The organism is Variovorax soli, assembly GCF_031454625.1.
Classification (GTDB): Bacteria; Pseudomonadota; Gammaproteobacteria; order Burkholderiales; family Burkholderiaceae_C; genus Variovorax; species Variovorax soli_A.
Map to the genome: position 1 here is coordinate 76,214 of NZ_JAVDRF010000014.1, position 15,720 is coordinate 91,933.

Below are 15,720 nucleotides of genomic sequence, written 5' to 3' on the forward strand. Positions count from 1 at the left end.
GGCGGCCCGGCGCTAGCATCGAAGGCTTTCCCTGCGAGGCTACGGAGATCGCGATGCTCAAGCTCTATATCGGCAACAAGAATTACTCGTCCTGGTCGATGCGGCCCTGGGTGCTCATGAAGCAGGCCGGCATCGCCTTCGAGGAGGTGATGGTGCCCTTCGATTCCTTCGGTGCCGATTCGCACTTCAAGAAGACCATCGAGCCCCTCAACCCGGCTGGCCGGGTGCCCGTGCTGGTCGACGGTGCGATCGTCGTCTACGACACCCTGGCCATCTGCGAGTACCTCGCCGAGACCCACCCTGACAAGGCCCTCTGGCCGCGCGACAAGGCCCGGCGCGCCCATGCGCGCAGCGTCTGCGCCGAGATGCATGCGGGCTTCGCCGCACTGCGCACGCATTGCGGCATGAACATCGAGGCCGATCTGCGGGTCCAGGGCAAGATCATCCTGCGCGACCAGCCCGAGGTGCGCGCCGAGCTGGCGCGCATCGTGCAGATGTGGAGCGGCCTCCTGGAGGCCCATGGCGGCCCGATGCTGTTCGGCGAATTCGGCATCGCCGACGCGTACTTCGCGCCGGTCGGGGTGCGCATCAGGACCTACGGCCTGCCCGTGCCCGGCGAGATCACCGCCTACATTGCGCGCGTGCAGCAACTCCCCGGCGTGAAGGCCTGGATCGACGACGCGTTGGTCGAGAAGCGTTTTGTGGTCGTTGACGAGCCTTACCGCATCGAGGGCTGAGACGGGCCCGGACACCTCCGCTGCGGCTCAGGTGGGAGCACCTAAACTGCGGCGGATGCAAACCTACCTCGTCGGCGGCGCCATCCGCGATGCATTGCTGGGCCGGCCCGGCAGCGATCGCGACTGGGTGGTGGTCGGTGCCACGCCCGAAGAGATGAGCGACCAGGGCTACCTGCCGGTGGGACGCGACTTCCCCGTCTTCCTGCATCCGCAGACGCGCGAGGAATACGCGCTGGCGCGCACCGAGCGCAAGAGCGCGCCGGGCTACCGTGGCTTCGTCGTCCATGCCTCGCCCGAGGTCACGCTGGAGCAGGACCTCGCGCGGCGCGACCTCACGGTCAATGCCATCGCGCTGCCGGCCGAACACACCGGCGCCGCACCCGACCTCACGCACCTGGTCGACCCCTTCCACGGCCGGCGCGATCTGCAGGACAAGGTGCTGCGCCACGTGACCGACGCCTTCCGCGAAGACCCGGTGCGCATCCTGCGCGTCGCACGGTTCGCCGCCCGCTTTTCCGACTTCAGCATCGCGCCCGAAACCCTGGCGCTGATGCGCGAGATGGTGGCCGCCGGCGAGGCCGATGCGCTGGTGCCCGAGCGCGTCTGGCAGGAGCTCGCGCGCGGGCTCATGGAAGCCAGGCCCTCGCGCATGTTCGAGCTGCTGCGCGAATGCGGCGCGCTCGCCGTGCTGCTGCCGGAGGTGGACCGCCTGTGGGGCGTGCCCCAACCCGAGGCCCATCATCCCGAGATCGACACCGGCCGGCACCTGATGCTGGTGCTGGACATGGCGGCGCGCCTCGATGCGCCGCTCACGGTGCGCTTCGCCTGCCTGGTGCACGACCTCGGCAAGGGCACCACGCCGGCGGAGGTGCTGCCCCGCCACATCGGCCACGAGCAGCGCAGCGTGCGACTGCTGCGCGAGGTCTGCGAACGCTGGCGCGTGCCGGTGGAGCTGCGTGAGCTGGCCGAGGTGGTGGCGCGCGAGCACGGCAACATTCATCGCAGCGCCGGCCTCGGCGCACAGGCGCTGGTGCGGCTGCTCGAGCGCTGCGACGCCTTTCGCAAGCCGGCTCGCTTCGAGCAGGCGCTGCTGGCCTGCGAGTGCGACGCCAGAGGACGCCTGGGCATGGAAGAGCGGCCTTATCCGGAACGCCAGCGCCTGCTGGACGCACTGGCGGCCGCCCGGTCCGTGCAGACCGAGACCGTCGCCCATGCGGCACAGCAGGCGGGCGCGACAGGGCCCCGCATCGGCGAAGCGATCGCGCGTGCGAGGGTGGCAGCCGTCGCCGCCATGCTGCCGCCGCGATCGGCATAGAGACAAAAACCGATTGACGGATTTGACCGACGTGCTCGGGCACCCGAGTCTGCTATGGTTTTCCCCATGCAGACGCCTCCCCGCCTCACCCACGACGCTGCGCTCTTCCTCGACTTCGACGGCACGCTGGTGGCGATCGCCGAAACCCCGGAGGCGATCGAGGTGCCGAGCGCACTGGTCCCGCTGCTCGGTGACCTGCGGGACCTGCTGGGCGGGGCGCTGGCGGTGGTGTCGGGCCGGCAGATCGACGTGCTCGACCGCTTCCTCGCGCCGCTGCGCCTGCCGGCCGCCGGCGAGCACGGCGTGCAGCGCCGCAATGCCGAAGGCGAGATGCAGGAGCAGCGGCCGCCGGACCTCATCGAAGTGCTGGACACGGCCAACGAACTGGCCCGCGTGTACGAGGGCCTGCTGGTGGAGCGCAAGCATGCGGCCATCGCCCTGCACTACCGGCTCGCGCCTCAGCTGGAAGCAGTGTGCCGCGACGCGCTGCTGCGCACCATCAGCGACCAGCCGCAGCTGGAGCTGATGCACGGCAAGTTCGTGTTCGAAGTCAAGCCCGCCGGCATCAACAAGGGGATCGCGATCGACGCCTTCATGCGGGAGGCGCCCTTCGCTGGCCGCATGCCGGTGTTCGCCGGCGACGACACCACCGACGAGAGCGGCTTCGCAGTGGTGCAGCCGCGCGGGGGCGTGGCGGTCAAGGTCGGATCGGGCCCCAGCCAGGCGCTGCACCGGCTGGATTCCCCGCTCGCCGTGTTCGAATGGCTGGTCGAGGCACGCAAACTGCTCGCCGGATCGCCATCCGACGCCAAAGGAAAACCCGCATGACGAAAAACCCCAAAGAGATCACGAGGACGGAGGAAGAACAGGGGCAGCAAAGCCGCGCCGGCGATTCGATCGCCGCTGCCGCCAGCGCCAGCGACAAGCCCGCCGCCCAACCGGAAGCCGTGACCCGGCCGGCCGCGCAAGGCGGCTTCGGTCCGCCGGCCGAACCCTCGCTCAATCTCGGCGTCATCGGCAACTGCTCGTACAGCGCGCTGATCGACGCGCGCGGCCGCGTGGTGTGGTGCTGCCTGCCGCGCTTCGACGGCGAGCCCGTGTTCAATGCGCTGCTGCACACTGGCGAGGACGCGAGCGCCTGGGCCATCGAGATCGAGGACTTCGCCTCCAGCAAGCAGTGGTACGAGCCGAACACCGCCGTGCTGCGCACCCAGCTCTTCGACAGCGCGGGCCAGGGCCTCGAAATCACGGACTTCGCGCCGCGCTTCCACAGCCGGTCGCGCTACTTCCGGCCGCTCACCATGGTGCGCAGGGTGAAGCCGATCCAAGGCACGCCACGCGTGCGCGTCTCGCTGGCGCCGCGCTTCCAATGGGGCAGCACGCCGCCGCAGATCACGCGCGGCAGCAACCACATCCGCTACGTGGGCCCGGACTTCGCACTGCGCCTCAACACGGACGCGCCGGTCTCGCACGTGCTCTCGAAGCAGCCCTTCGTGCTGTCGCGGGAGCACAACTTCGTGCTCGGCGCCGACGAGACGCTGATGGACGGCATCGCCGACACGGCGCGCCATTTCGAGCAGGAAACCATCGCCTACTGGCGGACCTGGAGCAAGCGCCTGGCGATCCCCTTCGAATGGCAGGACGCGGTGATCCGCGCCGCCATCACGCTCAAGCTCTCGCTCTACGAAGACACCGGCGCCATCGTGGCCGCCATGACGACCAGCATCCCCGAGGCACCGGGCAGCCAGCGCAACTGGGACTACCGCTACTGCTGGCTGCGCGACGCCTTCTTCGTGGTGCGGGCGCTCAACAGCCTCTCCGAAGTCGGGACCATGGAGGACTATCTGCGCTGGCTCGCCAACGTGGTGATCGGCTCTCACGGCAAGCACATCCAGCCGCTCTACGGCATCGGCCTGGAACGCGAACTGCCCGAGGCCTTCGTCGAGGGCCTGACGGGCTACCGCGGCATGGGTCCGGTGCGCGTGGGCAACCAGGCGCAGGAGCATTTTCAGCACGACGTCTACGGCAACATCGTGCTGGGCGCCTCCCAGGCCTTCCACGACCACCGACTGCTCAGCCGCGGCGGCGTGGCCGAGTTTCCGCACCTGGAGGCGGTGGGCGAGCAGGCGATCCGCGTCTATGGCACGCCCGACGCCGGCATGTGGGAGCTGCGCACGCGGGCCCGGGTCCACACCAGCTCGGCGCTGATGAGCTGGGCCGCCTGCGACCGGCTCGCCAAGGTGGCGCGCTCCCTGGGGCTGGCGGAGCGCGCGGCCTACTGGCACGACCACTCCTCGCGCATGCGAGAGGAGATCCTGGCCAAGTCCTGGTGCGAGGAGCGCCAGGCCTTCGCCGAGAGCTTCGGCGGCCACGAGCTCGATGCGAGCATCCTGCTGATGACCGAGGTCGGACTGATCGACGCGCGCGACCCGCGCTTCATCTCTACCGTCGAGGCGATGGAGAAGTCGCTGTGCGATGGTCCCTACATGCGGCGCTACGAGGCAGCCGACGACTTCGGCAAGCCCGAGACCGCCTTCAACATCTGCACCTTCTGGCGCATCGACGCGCTGGCCAAGATCGGCCGCAAGGCCGAGGCACGGCAGATCTTCGAGACCATGCTGGCCGCGCGCAATCCACTGGGCCTGCTCTCCGAAGACACCCATCCCGTCACGGGCGAGATGTGGGGCAACTTCCCGCAGACCTACTCGATGGTGGGGATCATCAACGCGGCGGTACGGCTGTCGGCGCCCTGGGACTCCTGCATATGAAGGGCGACTGCTCGGGAAAGCGGACCTCCGTGAGCGGAGAACGCAAAGGCCACGATCCGCTTCCCGCAGCCTCCGAATACACCACCCATTCATGAGCCGTCTCGTCGTCATCTCCAACCGCGTCGCCGACCCCCGCAAGCCCGCTGCCGGCGGGCTCGCCGTTGCGCTCGGCGAAAGCCTCCAGCAGACTGGAGGCCTCTGGTTCGGCTGGAGCGGGAACATCGTGGAAGACGGGCCCACCGGCGAAGGCGAGCTGCGCATCCAGCAGGCCGGCAAGGTCACGCTGGCCACCATCGACCTGAGCCGGGACGACCACGACAGCTACTACCTCGGCTACAGCAATGACGTGCTGTGGCCGGTGTTCCACGATCGGCTGGACCTGGCGAACTTCGATGCCGGCTTCATCGGCGGCTACCGGCGCGTGAACCAGCTGTTCGCGCGCAAGCTGCTGCCGCTGCTGAAGAGCGACGACATCATCTGGGTCCACGACTACCACCTGATCCCGCTGGCGGCCGAGCTGCGCGCCATCGGCTGCCGCCAGCGCATCGGCTTCTTCCTGCACATTCCGCTGCCCCCGCACATCATCATGGCGGCGATCCCGCAGCACGAGTGGCTGATGCGCTCGCTGTTCGCCTACGACCTGATCGGCTTCCAGGCGCGGCAGGACGTGCAGCACTTCGAGCAGTACGTGAGCAACGAGGCCACCGGCGAAGCCCTCGGCCGCGACCTCTACCGTGCCTTCGGCCAGACTGTGCGCTGCAGCGCCTTCCCCATCGGCATCGACGTCGACGAGTTCGCGGCGCTCACCCACGCCAAGGAATCGCGCGACATGTACGAGACCATGCGGCGCGAATACGCCAGCCGGCGCCTGCTGCTGGGCATCGACCGGCTCGACTACACCAAGGGCATCCCGAACCGGGTGCGCTCGTTCCGCGAGCTGCTGGCCAACTACCCCGAGAACCGCCGCAGCGCGACGCTGATCCAGATCGCCTCCCCCACCCGCGAGACGGTGGACGCCTACGCCGACATCCGGCGCGAGCTCGAGTCGCTGTGCGGCGCGATCAACGGCGACTATGGCGAGCTCGACTGGATGCCGGTGCGCTACATCCATCGCATGGTGGCGCGCAAGCGCGTGCCGGGCCTGTGCCGCGCGGCAGCGGTCGGGCTGGTGACGCCGCTGCGCGACGGCATGAACCTCGTGGCCAAGGAATACATCGCGGCCCAGGACCCGGCCGATCCGGGCGTGCTGGTGCTTTCGCGCTTCGCGGGCGCGGCCGAGCAGTTGAAGGAAGCCCTGCTGGTCAACCCCTACGACACCCACGGCACCGCCGAGACCGTGCAGCAGGCACTGCAGATGCCGCTGGAGGAGCGGCGCGAGCGCCACCAGAAGCTGCTGTCGCGCATCCGCGCCCAGGATGTCCACTGGTGGCAGCGCACCTTCCTCGCCGCGCTGCGCGAGGCGGAGAGCGTGCGCTAGGCGGGCTAGGCGAGCAGCAGGCGCAACACCCGCGCCACGGGTGAAGGCTGCAGCGCCCCGCGCGGCGCCGGCTGCGGCAAGCCGCAAACCCGCGATGGCGCCAGCGCCTCGACCTCGATCCAGCCGCCGCGTTCGGCAACGTAGACCTCCCCCTCCAGGTAGTCGTTCTTCACGGTGAATGGGGCCTCGCCGAACCACGAGGGTGGCGAGACCACGCGCACGCGGCCTTCCAGCACCATCAGCGAAGTGCCCGCATCGAGCGCAACGCGCCAGGATTGGCCGGGCAGGAGGGTGGCAGGGGAAGAGAAATCGGTAGGGATCATGGCGGGCCTTCGCGCTGGGTGGATGCCCAAATCGTAGGCAGCAGGCCGATCGAAAAACAGGCACAGGCAGAGATGTTCGAAGGCACAACAGCCTGGCCGACGGAGCATCTGTTATGGTGGCTTTCGCCGCCATCTGCATCTGTTGCGATGGTCGGCCTTCCCGCAGCATCGCCCCATGGACGCCACCCCGCTCTACCGCCAGTTGGCTGCGCATTACCTGGATGCGATCCGCGCCGGCTCGCTCAAGCCGGGCGACAAGCTGCCCTCGCTGCGCCACCTGATGCGGCAGCACGGCATCAGCCTGTCGACCGCGCTGCAGCTGTGCCGCTCGATGGAAGGCGAAGGTTGGGTCGAGGCGCGCGAGCGCTCGGGCTACTTCGTGCGCCGGCCGCGCCGCCTGTCGATGGCACCCATGGACGAGCCCGCCGCCGACCGGGCGCCCGACCCGGCGCAGTACGTGGGCATCCACGCCAAGGTGTCGGATTTCGTGGCGCGCCGGCGGCAGGTGACCGAGAAGATCGACCTCTCCATCGCACGCGGCGCGCCGGAGCTCTATCCCGCCGAGGCGCTGCGCAATGCCATGACGCGCCTGCTGCGCCGGCGGCCCGGCATGCTGGCGGTCGCCGCGCCGCTCAAAGGCCAGCGCCAGTTCCGCGAGGTGCTCGCCCAGCGCAGCCTGCGGGCCGGCATGACCCTTTCGCCGGAGGAGATCCTGGTCACCAATGGCTGCATCGAGGCGCTGAACCTGGCGCTGCGTGCGGTCGCGCAGCCGGGCGACACGGTGGCGGTGGAGTCGCCCACTTTCTATGGCCTGCTGCAGGTGCTCGAGAGCCTGGGGCTGCAGGCGCTGGAGATCCCGACCAGCCCGCAGACCGGCCTGTCGATCGAGGCCCTGGACCTCGCCATCCACACCTACGACAACATCAAGGCCGTCGTGGTGGTGCCGCACCTGCAGAACCCGCTGGGCAGCGTGATGCCCGACGCCCACAAGGCGCGGCTCGCGCACTTGTGCGAGCAGCATGCGATCCCGCTCATCGAGGACGACACCTACAGCGAACTGCTCGACGCGCCGGTGCCGCCGCGCGCCCTCAAGTCCTTCGACGCATCGGGCAACGTGATCTATTGCGCGTCGCTGCACAAGATCCTGGCACCGGGCCTGCGGCTGGGCTGGATCACGGCCGGCCGCTGGCAGGCCCGGGTGGAAATGCTCAAGTTCGCGCAGACCCGCAACAACGAGGCGCTCTCGCAGGCCGCGGCCGGCGAGTTCATGGCGACCGGCGGCTTCGAGCGCCACCTGCGGCACCTGCGCGGATGCCTGAAGGCGCAGCGCGAGCAGACCGCCGATGCGATCGCCGGTTTCTTTCCGTCGGGCACGCGCATCAACCTGCCGCCCGGCGGGCTGCAGCTGTGGGTCGAATTGCCCGAACGCCTGTCCTCGTGGCGAGTCTTCGAGGCCGCCCTTGCCGAGCACATCGTGGTGGCGCCCGGCGCGCTGTTCTCCAACTCCTCGCGCTTCGACCACTACCTGCGCATCAACTGCGGCTGGCCCTATGGCGAGGCGGTGGATGCGTCGCTGCGACGCCTGGGCGCCATCGCGACCGAGCTGTGCCGCGCGCTTCCTGGCGCAGCAAGAGCTCCGACGGCTGCGCCAGCCGCTCCGGCACGCCCTGCATCCGACGGGACAGGTGCTGCCGCTTCGAACAGAGCATCAACGGTGTCGGCCGAGCCGTCGTCTGCGGCGTGACCTCGTCCTGCAGCCCCCGCTCGATGTTCCTCTAGTCGAGCAGCGCCAGTGCCGCGTAATCGCCGACCTTGTCGCCCAGCCCCGCGGGCACCAGCACCGCGCCGCCCGTCAACGCGAGCAGCTTGCCGTCGATCTCTGCCTGCAGCCGCGGCAGCAGGAAATCGCGGTTGTGCCAAAAAACGCTGCCGCCCAGGCTGATGCGCTGGAGGTCGAGCGTGGCGATCAGGTTGTAGAGCATGCGGCCCATCACCCGGCACAGCGCCTCGGTGGTGGCCAGGGCCTGCGGTTCGCCCGCCGCGGCAGCGGCGAACAGCGCGGGCGGCGGCTGGCCGAAGCGGCGAGCGATGGAGTTTCCGGCGACCAGGGCCTCGACGTCGCCGACGTTGCCGCAGCCGCACAGCGCGCCGCTGTCGTCGTCGACCACGAAGCTGTGGCCGGCGTGGCCCGCGTTGCCGTTCTTGCCGTGCAGGATGCGGCCGTCGACGCACAAGCCCACGCCGACACCGGTGCTCCAGGTCACGTAGGCGCAGTGGTCCGTTCCCTTCAGCGCGCCCCAGGTGCGCTCGGCCTCGAGCGCGGCCACCGCATCGTTCTCCACCCGCACATTGGCGAAGCGCTGCCTGAGCGGCGCCTCGACGATGGCGGTCATCCAGTCGTTGGGCAGGCCGCGCGCCGGGCCCGCGATGCCGCCGCAGATGTTGGGCGTGGCCAGTTCGACCAGCCCGTCGCGCAACACGAAAGGACCGGCCGAGGAGACGCCGACGCGCTCGATGGATGTGGCGTCGATGCCTTGCTCGGCGCTGATCTCGTCGATGAGCCGCAGGATCTGCCGCGCCACCGCATCGTTGTTGCCGGTCTTGGCGGTCGGCTCGCTCCGCCGTCCGATCAGCGGCGAGTTGCTGTCGGCGGACAGGCTCACGGCCACCTTGGTGCCGCCGATGTCGACGCAGGCTCTCATGAAATCAGCGCCGGACGCCGCCTCGTGCTGGCGGCGTCGCCACCACGGGCGGGGACGCCTCGGGGGCAGGGGGCGGCGGCGCATTGAAGGCCAGCGGCCGTGTCGGCAGCTGCAGCGTGAAGGCCGGCGCCGCGTCGACGCTCGCACCCAGCGAGGCAGCGCGGGCGGTGACGGAATGCAGCACGTAGCCATCGGCCACCTTCGCGCCGACCCGGAAGGGCCGTGGCGGCTTGCCATCCACGGAGAGCAGTGCCGCGCCCTGTTGATCGGCATCGGCAACCACGCCCAGCAGCTGAAAGCGGCTGGCCGCATCCGGCGTGGCCACGACCGCGGCCTGGCTAGGCACCACACCAAGAATCTGCGCGACTGCCGCCGGATCCACGGTCGCCGCCGCGTTGCTGCTGAGCGCGGGCGGAGCGAGGGCATCGGACGGCGACATCAGCCGCAGTCCCCAGAAGACGACGCTTGCGGCGGCCAGCGCCCACAAGGCGGTCGTCGCGGTGGCCGCAGGCCAGCGGGCGGGGGCGTAGGAAGCTGCCATGGGGCCGGATTATCATGCAGCCAGGCGCCAACGCGCATTCCTCCGGCCCCCTCTTCAACACCTCCATGCCCCTTCCTCACCGCCCTCTCGCGCGCGCCGTGCAGCGCGGCTTCACGCTGATCGAGCTGATGGTCGTGCTGGTCATCATCGGCGTGCTCGCAGCGCTGATCGTGCCCAACGTGATCGAGCGTGCCGACGACGCGCGCGTGACCGCCGCCCGGACCGACGTCAACAACCTGATGCAGGCACTCAAGCTCTACCGGCTCGACAACCAGCGCTATCCGACGGCCGAGCAGGGACTGCAGGCCTTGCTCACGCGGCCGACCACGGGTCCCGCTGCGCCCAACTGGAAGCCCTACGTCGAGAAGCTGCCCAACGACCCGTGGGGCCGCCCTTACCAGTACATGAATCCGGGCCTCAAGGGCGAGATCGACGTGTTTTCGCTCGGCGCCGACGGCCAGCCCGGTGGCGAAGGCAAGAATGCCGATATCGGCAGCTGGCAATAGGCGCGTCGCTTCCCGCCTCGACAGCGCCCGTCGTCGCAGACCCGGCGGCTTCACCCTGATCGAGCTGCTGGTGGTGATCGCGATCATCGCGATTGCCACCGCGGGCGTCGGGTTGGCGATGCGCGACACGGGCCAGGAAAGCCTGGACCGCGAAGCCGAGCGTCTTTCGGCCCTGCTCGAAGCAGCGCGCGCCCAGTCGCGCGCCAGCGGGATGGCGGTGCGGTGGCGCGCCACGCCGCAGGAGGCGGCCAACTTCAGCTTCGACGGCCTGCCGGCCGGCACCCTGCCCACCCACTGGCTTTCACCCGGCATCACGGCGCAGCCGCTGATGGCGGACGGCTCCCCCGTGGCAGCGCTGCAACTGGGCCCCGATCCGATCATCCCCGCGCAGCAGGTGCTGCTCACTGCGGAGGGCCCCCCGGCGCGCACCCTGCGCATCGGGACCGATGGCCTGCGGCCCTTTGCGGTGGTGGCGCCATGAAGCGCAGCGCCGGCCGCGGCTTCACGCTGATCGAGGTGCTGGTCGCGCTCGGCATCATCGCGATCGCGCTGGCCGCCGGCACGCAGGCCACGAACGCGCTCACGCGGAATGCCCAGCGCCAGTCGGACCTGTTGCTGGCTCAGCTCTGTGCCGAGAACGAGCTGATCAAGGCCCGCCTCGCACGCCAGATGCCGGCGATCGGCGATGCCGGCCTGGTCTGCACCCAGGCCAACACCAGCTTCGCCGTCACCGTCTCCACCACGCCCACGCTGAATCCGAACTTCCGCCGGGTCGACGTGCAGGTGCGCGACGCGTTCGATTCACCGGTGCTGCGGCTTTCCACCGTCGTGGGGCGCTTCTGATGAGAACGACGCGCGCCACCCGCGGCTTCACCCTGATCGAACTGCTGGTCGCGATCGCCGTCATGGCGCTGCTCGCGCTGGTCAGCTGGCAGGGCCTCGAAGGCATGGCGCGTGCCCAGGCCATCAACCGGGAGCGCGGCGACGCCGTGCTCACGCTGCAGACGGCGCTGTCGCAATGGACGGCGGACCTCGACGCGACGGTAAGCTTGTCGCAGACCCGCCCCATGGACTGGGATGGCCGCGTGCTGCGCCTCACGCGGCGCAGCACCGACACCGCCCTGCCCACGGTCTACGTGGTGGCCTGGACCGTTCGGGCCGATGCCACCGGCGTGGCGCGCTGGTATCGCTGGCAATCGCCCGGCCTCACGACCCGGCCCGAGTGGCAGCAGGCCTGGGACCGGGCTGCCGCCTGGGGCCAGGACAACGGCGGCAGCGGCAACGAGCAGCTCCGCGGCACCGAGCTCGGCCTGGTGCCGCTGGAAGCGTGGCAGCTCTTCTATTTCCGCAACGACGCGTGGGGCCCGGCGGTCGGCGCCGCGGCGCTCGGCGCGAACGCGCCGCTGCCCGATGGCGTCCGCCTGGTGCTGAGCCTGCCGCCCGGCCCGGCGCTCGCCGGCCTGCTCACGCGCGACTGGCTGCGGCCCACCGCCTCGGCGGCCAAGTCCCTATGAAGCCGCCTGCCCGCCCCGCATCACGACGGTCCCGCGGGGTGGCGCTGCTGACGGCCATGCTGACCGTCACGCTGGTCGCCACCTTCGCCGCTGCGGCCCTCTGGCAGCAGTGGCGCGCCTCCGAAGTCGAAGCCGCAGAGCGAGCACGGGTGCAATCGGCCTGGGTGCTGATCGGCGCGCTGGACTGGTCGCGCCTGATCCTGCGCGAGGACGCCCGCGCCACCGCAGCCGCCGGCGGCGGTGCGGACCACCTGGCCGAGCCCTGGGCCGTGCCGCTGGAAGAGGCCAAGCTGTCGAGCTTTCTCGCGGCCGACAAGAACATCTCCAGCGATGCGCTCGAAGGCCTGCCCGAGGCCTTCCTGCAGGGCCGCATCGTCGATGCCCAGTCCAAGCTCAACGTGATGAACCTGGTGGTGAACGGCATCCCGGTGCCCGCGGAGATTGCCGCCTTCACCAAGCTGTTCGAACTGCTGGGCCTGCCCGTGCAGGAGGTGCAGGTGCTCGCGACCCAGCTCAGACGTGCCGTGCCCCCGGCCGCCGCCGCCGGTACAGGCACTGGCGCGGGAACGGGAACGGCGACGGCGACCAACACCACCGGCACGACCGTCACCACCCCCGGCACCACGACCGGCACCGGCACCGGCACCGGCACCGGCACTGGCACTGGCCCACAGGCCACGGCGGACAGCTCGGCCTCCGGCCCGCTGTTGCCGCAGCGGACCGCCCAACTGGTCTGGCTGGGGCTGTCGCCCTCCACCGTCGCCGCACTGGAGCCCTACGTCACCATCCTTCCCGAACGCAAGCCGCTCAACATCAACACGGCCAGCGCCGAAGCGATGGCGGCGACCGTGCCTGCGCTCGACCTGGCCAGCGCCAAGCGCGTGGTCGCGCAGCGGGCGTCGCGCTACTTCCGCACCCTGGAAGACGCCAACAAGGTGATCGCCCAAGGCGCCGGCCAGTTCAACAGCACGCAACACAGCGTGGCCACCAGTTATTTCGAGGTCCAGGGCCGGCTGCGGCTGGACAATGCCTGGGTCGAGGAGCACTCGCTGCTGCGGCGCGACAACCTCGAACTGCGCATCATCTGGCGCGAACGTGGTGCCGGCGCCACGTCGACCACTCCCAAGTCTTGAAGCGAAACCCTTGGTCACGCTTATCGGATTAAATGCATCGGAGCGCCCACGCCACGTGCTGAAGACGCTATCAACTTTGTAGCATCGGATGTGAACCATCCACCTACAATGGCGACCCCTTATCGAACATGCCCCTGCTGCTCGTCACTGCCCCTCTCCCTCCTGCGCCTGCCGGCGGCGACTATGCCTGGGCGGTGTGGTCCAGCGACGGCCGCAAGCTGCGTTCCCAGGGCAGCGCGCCCCCGGCGCTGCTGCCGAGCGGCGACGAGCTGACCCTGGGCGTGCCGGCCGCCGCGCTGTCCTGGCATCAGGTCACGCTGCCGCAGGGGAGCATGAGCGGCGGCGTGCGTCTGCGCTCGGTGCTCAACGGCCTGCTCGAAGACCGCTTGCTCGATGACCCCGAGCAACTGCACTTCGCGCTGGAGCCCGACGCGCGCGCGGGCGTTCCCGTGTGGGTCGCGGCCTGCAACCGAGCCTGGCTGCGCGGCGTGGTGCAGGCGCTCGAAAGCGCGGGTCGCCGTGTCACGCGCATCGTTCCGGAGTTCGCGCCGCAGCCGAAGGGCGCGCCGCCGATGATCTTCGCCATCGGCGAGCCCGGCACCGCACAGCTGGTGGTGTGCGACACCGAAGGCGTCACCCCTTTGCCGCTCGACGCCGCCGGTGCCGCGCTGGTCGGCACGGTGCCCGAAGGCACGGCCATGCTGGCCGAGCCGGCCGTGGCAGAGCTCGCCGAAAGCCTGCTCGGGCGGCGCGTGCCGATCGTCAAGCCGGCCGCGCGCTGGCTGCAGGCCAGCCGCTCCCCCTGGGACCTCGCGCAATTCGACCTCGCCTCCACCGGCCGCGCCCGCGCCAGCAAGAAGCTGGCGGCCATTTGGCGCGCAGCGTGGCACGGCCCCGAATGGCGGCTCGCGCGCTGGGGCGCATTGGTGCTGGTGCTGGCGCAGCTCGTCGGGCTCAACGCCTGGGCCTGGAAGGAGCGCAGCGCACTCGACAGCAAGCGGGCCGCCGTGAACAACATCCTCAAGCAGACCTTCCCGTCGGTGCAGCTGGTGGTCGATGCACCGGCGCAGATGGTGCGCGAGGTGGCGACGCTGCAGCAGGCCACGGGCGGCGTGTCTGCCATCGACTTCGAGCCCATGCTGGGCGCCGTCGCCACCAGCCTTCCGCCGGGCCGGGTTCCCAGCGCCATCGACTACACCGCCGGCCAGCTGCGGCTGCGCGGCCTGGGCCTGCAGCCCTCGGAGGCCGGCAACGTCGCGGCCACGCTGTCGGCGCGCGGCTACCACGCCCGCAGCGAGGGCGACCTGCTGCTGGTCCAGGCGGAGACACCGCGATGAACTGGCTCGAATCCCTCGAAGCGCGCTGGCAAGCCTGGTGGCCCGAGCTGGAACCGCGCGAACAGCGCCTGATCGGCGCGGCAGCCGCACTGGTCCTGCTGGCCCTGCTGTGGTGGCTGGCACTGGCCCCGGCCCTGCGCACGCTGTCCGCGGCGCCGGCCGAGCACGCCAGGCTCGATGCCCAGCTGCAGCAGATGACCACTCTGCAGACCCAGGCCAAGGCGCTGCAGGCCCAGCCGCGCGCCAGCCGCGACGACGCGGTGCGTGCGCTCGAAAGCTCGGTGCGACAGAGCCTCGGGGCCAATGCGCAGCTGCAGCCTGCCGCTTCGGGCGATGGCGTCACCGTCGCGGTGCGCACGGTTCCAGCCGACACCCTCGCCCAATGGCTGGCCCAGGCCCGCAGCAATGCACGGGCCGTGCCGCGCGAGGCGCACCTCGCGCGCAGCGCGCCAGGCGCGGCGGCCGCAAGCGGCGCTGCCGCGGCAGGCGCGAAGAGCGGCGAACCTCCAGCCGTGCGTTGGGACGGCACGCTGGTCATGGGCCTGCCGGCCCGTTGAGCACGTTCGATGGCCACGCGAAGCGACCCCTCCGCCCGCAGCGCAGCCGTCGGTCGCGCCTGGGCCGTGCTCGGCGTGCTGCTGGGTGCGCTGCTGGCGTTCGCGCTCTACGCGCCGGCGCGCTGGATGGCCAGCGGCCTGGCAAGCTGGAGCGACGGCCATCTGCAGCTGGTCAACGCGCGCGGCACGATCTGGAACGGCACCGCGGGCGTGGTGTTCTCCAGCGGCGCCGGCGGCGCCGAATCGATCTCCCTGCCCGGCACGCTCGCCTGGACGCTGCGCCCGCGCTGGGACGGCGTGGCGGCGGCGCTGCAGATCCCGTGCTGCGCTCCCCAGCCGCTGCAGTTCAGGGCGCGGCCGCGCCCCAGCGGGCTGCAGCTGTCCTGGGAGGACGGCCGCTCGCGCTGGCCGGCCGCGCTGCTCAGCGGCTTCGGCGCGCCGTGGAACACGCTCAAGCCCGAAGGCGTGCTCGACCTGTCGATGCAGGGCTTCGCGATGCAGTTCGACGGCCCGCAGCTGCGGCTGGCCGGCCGCGCCACGCTCGATGCCACCGACATCTCCTCCAGCCTGTCGACCCTGAAGCCGATGGGCAGCTACCGCATCACCATCGAAGGCGGACCCTCGCCCACCCTGCTGCTGACCACGCGCGAGGGCAGTCTGCAGCTCAATGGCAGCGGCCGCTGGAATGGCCACGCCCTGCGCTTCGATGGCGAAGCCAGCGCGGCGCCGGGGCGCGAGGACGCGCTGTCGAACTTGTTGAACATCATCGGGCGACGCGAGGGCGCGCGCTCGATCATCACACTGGGTTGA

17 protein-coding genes are annotated in these 15,720 nt (G+C 70.4%); 14 read left to right on the forward strand and 3 right to left on the reverse strand.

Annotation, left to right across the window (positions count from 1 at the left end; all coding sequences use genetic code 11):
- The first annotated feature begins 53 nt into the window (after positions 1-53).
- The 5 genes from J2739_RS24610 (at position 54) to otsA (ending at position 6,297) form a co-directional block, all read left to right on the forward strand.
- Positions 54-737 (forward strand): glutathione S-transferase family protein, encoded by a 684-nt coding sequence (locus tag J2739_RS24610; RefSeq protein ID WP_309906596.1) that lies wholly within the window; start codon positions 54-56, stop codon positions 735-737.
- A gap of 55 nt (positions 738-792) precedes the next feature.
- On the forward strand, positions 793-2,052 hold the full coding sequence (locus tag J2739_RS24615; protein ID WP_309906597.1) for a multifunctional CCA addition/repair protein: 1,260 nt from the start codon (positions 793-795) through the stop codon (positions 2,050-2,052).
- A gap of 66 nt (positions 2,053-2,118) precedes the next feature.
- Positions 2,119-2,880 (forward strand): trehalose-phosphatase, encoded by a 762-nt coding sequence (gene otsB, locus J2739_RS24620; RefSeq protein WP_309906598.1) that lies wholly within the window; start codon positions 2,119-2,121, stop codon positions 2,878-2,880.
- The gene (locus J2739_RS24625; protein WP_309906599.1) at positions 2,877-4,820 is read left to right on the forward strand and encodes a glycoside hydrolase family 15 protein; all 1,944 of its coding nucleotides are present in this window, start codon (positions 2,877-2,879) and stop codon (positions 4,818-4,820) included. Before otsB ends, J2739_RS24625 begins: the two co-directional genes overlap by 4 nt.
- Positions 4,821-4,911: 91 nt before the next feature.
- Positions 4,912-6,297 carry an alpha,alpha-trehalose-phosphate synthase (UDP-forming) gene (gene otsA / locus J2739_RS24630; protein ID WP_309906600.1) on the forward strand — a complete coding sequence of 462 codons (1,386 nt, stop codon included), beginning with the start codon at positions 4,912-4,914 and terminating at the stop codon, positions 6,295-6,297.
- A gap of 5 nt (positions 6,298-6,302) precedes the next feature.
- Here the strand turns inward: otsA and J2739_RS24635 are convergent, their stop codons facing one another.
- The gene (locus J2739_RS24635) at positions 6,303-6,620 is read right to left on the reverse strand and encodes a hypothetical protein (RefSeq protein WP_309906601.1); all 318 of its coding nucleotides are present in this window, start codon (positions 6,618-6,620) and stop codon (positions 6,303-6,305) included.
- Positions 6,621-6,795: 175 nt separating this feature from the next.
- Here J2739_RS24635 and J2739_RS24640 point away from each other — a divergent pair, with 175 nt between their 5' ends.
- Positions 6,796-8,364 (forward strand): aminotransferase-like domain-containing protein, encoded by a 1,569-nt coding sequence (locus tag J2739_RS24640; protein WP_309906602.1) that lies wholly within the window; start codon positions 6,796-6,798, stop codon positions 8,362-8,364.
- A gap of 31 nt (positions 8,365-8,395) precedes the next feature.
- Here the strand turns inward: J2739_RS24640 and J2739_RS24645 are convergent, their stop codons facing one another.
- Together J2739_RS24645 and J2739_RS24650 are read right to left on the reverse strand one after the other, a co-directional pair.
- Positions 8,396-9,322 carry an ROK family protein gene (locus tag J2739_RS24645; RefSeq protein ID WP_309906603.1) on the reverse strand — a complete coding sequence of 309 codons (927 nt, stop codon included), beginning with the start codon at positions 9,320-9,322 and terminating at the stop codon, positions 8,396-8,398.
- Between the two features lie 4 nt (positions 9,323-9,326).
- Positions 9,327-9,863, reverse strand: a complete 537-nt coding sequence (locus tag J2739_RS24650; RefSeq protein WP_309906605.1) for a type II secretion system protein N — start codon at positions 9,861-9,863, stop codon at positions 9,327-9,329.
- Between the two features lie 65 nt (positions 9,864-9,928).
- On the opposite strand from J2739_RS24650, the gene gspG reads away from it, so the two are divergent.
- From gspG to gspN, 8 genes are all read left to right on the forward strand, one after another.
- Positions 9,929-10,369 (forward strand): type II secretion system major pseudopilin GspG, encoded by a 441-nt coding sequence (gspG, locus tag J2739_RS24655; RefSeq protein ID WP_309906607.1) that lies wholly within the window; start codon positions 9,929-9,931, stop codon positions 10,367-10,369.
- The gene (locus tag J2739_RS24660) at positions 10,344-10,850 is read left to right on the forward strand and encodes a prepilin-type N-terminal cleavage/methylation domain-containing protein (RefSeq protein WP_309906609.1); all 507 of its coding nucleotides are present in this window, start codon (positions 10,344-10,346) and stop codon (positions 10,848-10,850) included. Before gspG ends, J2739_RS24660 begins: the two co-directional genes overlap by 26 nt.
- The gene (gene gspI / locus J2739_RS24665; protein ID WP_309906611.1) at positions 10,847-11,212 is read left to right on the forward strand and encodes a type II secretion system minor pseudopilin GspI; all 366 of its coding nucleotides are present in this window, start codon (positions 10,847-10,849) and stop codon (positions 11,210-11,212) included. The genes J2739_RS24660 and gspI overlap by 4 nt, the downstream gene beginning before the upstream one ends.
- Positions 11,212-11,883 (forward strand): PulJ/GspJ family protein, encoded by a 672-nt coding sequence (locus J2739_RS24670; protein ID WP_309906613.1) that lies wholly within the window; start codon positions 11,212-11,214, stop codon positions 11,881-11,883. Before gspI ends, J2739_RS24670 begins: the two co-directional genes overlap by 1 nt.
- Positions 11,880-13,016 carry a type II secretion system minor pseudopilin GspK gene (gspK, locus tag J2739_RS24675; RefSeq protein WP_309906615.1) on the forward strand — a complete coding sequence of 379 codons (1,137 nt, stop codon included), beginning with the start codon at positions 11,880-11,882 and terminating at the stop codon, positions 13,014-13,016. The genes J2739_RS24670 and gspK overlap by 4 nt, the downstream gene beginning before the upstream one ends.
- 128 nt (positions 13,017-13,144) lie before the next feature.
- Positions 13,145-14,353, forward strand: coding sequence for a type II secretion system protein GspL (gspL, locus tag J2739_RS24680; RefSeq protein ID WP_309906617.1), 1,209 nt, complete (start codon positions 13,145-13,147; stop codon positions 14,351-14,353).
- Complete coding sequence (gene gspM, locus J2739_RS24685; RefSeq protein WP_309906619.1) at positions 14,350-14,910, forward strand: type II secretion system protein GspM; 561 nt, start codon at positions 14,350-14,352, stop codon at positions 14,908-14,910. Before gspL ends, gspM begins: the two co-directional genes overlap by 4 nt.
- A gap of 9 nt (positions 14,911-14,919) precedes the next feature.
- Positions 14,920-15,720, forward strand: coding sequence for a type II secretion system protein N (gene gspN, locus J2739_RS24690; RefSeq protein ID WP_309906621.1), 801 nt, complete (start codon positions 14,920-14,922; stop codon positions 15,718-15,720).

Coding starts and splice junctions, on each gene's coding strand:
- otsA (WP_309906600.1), top strand. CDS start 4,912: ATGAGCCGTCTCGTCGTCATCTCCAACCGCGTCGCCGACCCCCGCAAG.
- gspI (WP_309906611.1), top strand. CDS start 10,847: ATGAAGCGCAGCGCCGGCCGCGGCTTCACGCTGATCGAGGTGCTGGTC.
- J2739_RS24640 (WP_309906602.1), top strand. CDS start 6,796: ATGGACGCCACCCCGCTCTACCGCCAGTTGGCTGCGCATTACCTGGAT.
- gspN (WP_309906621.1), top strand. CDS start 14,920: ATGGCCACGCGAAGCGACCCCTCCGCCCGCAGCGCAGCCGTCGGTCGC.
- J2739_RS24650 (WP_309906605.1), bottom strand. CDS start 9,863: ATGGCAGCTTCCTACGCCCCCGCCCGCTGGCCTGCGGCCACCGCGACG.
- otsB (WP_309906598.1), top strand. CDS start 2,119: ATGCAGACGCCTCCCCGCCTCACCCACGACGCTGCGCTCTTCCTCGAC.
- gspM (WP_309906619.1), top strand. CDS start 14,350: ATGAACTGGCTCGAATCCCTCGAAGCGCGCTGGCAAGCCTGGTGGCCC.
- J2739_RS24635 (WP_309906601.1), bottom strand. CDS start 6,620: ATGATCCCTACCGATTTCTCTTCCCCTGCCACCCTCCTGCCCGGCCAA.
- gspL (WP_309906617.1), top strand. CDS start 13,145: ATGCCCCTGCTGCTCGTCACTGCCCCTCTCCCTCCTGCGCCTGCCGGC.
- J2739_RS24610 (WP_309906596.1), top strand. CDS start 54: ATGCTCAAGCTCTATATCGGCAACAAGAATTACTCGTCCTGGTCGATG.
- gspK (WP_309906615.1), top strand. CDS start 11,880: ATGAAGCCGCCTGCCCGCCCCGCATCACGACGGTCCCGCGGGGTGGCG.
- J2739_RS24615 (WP_309906597.1), top strand. CDS start 793: ATGCAAACCTACCTCGTCGGCGGCGCCATCCGCGATGCATTGCTGGGC.
- J2739_RS24645 (WP_309906603.1), bottom strand. CDS start 9,322: ATGAGAGCCTGCGTCGACATCGGCGGCACCAAGGTGGCCGTGAGCCTG.
- gspG (WP_309906607.1), top strand. CDS start 9,929: ATGCCCCTTCCTCACCGCCCTCTCGCGCGCGCCGTGCAGCGCGGCTTC.
- J2739_RS24670 (WP_309906613.1), top strand. CDS start 11,212: ATGAGAACGACGCGCGCCACCCGCGGCTTCACCCTGATCGAACTGCTG.
- J2739_RS24625 (WP_309906599.1), top strand. CDS start 2,877: ATGACGAAAAACCCCAAAGAGATCACGAGGACGGAGGAAGAACAGGGG.
- J2739_RS24660 (WP_309906609.1), top strand. CDS start 10,344: ATGCCGATATCGGCAGCTGGCAATAGGCGCGTCGCTTCCCGCCTCGAC.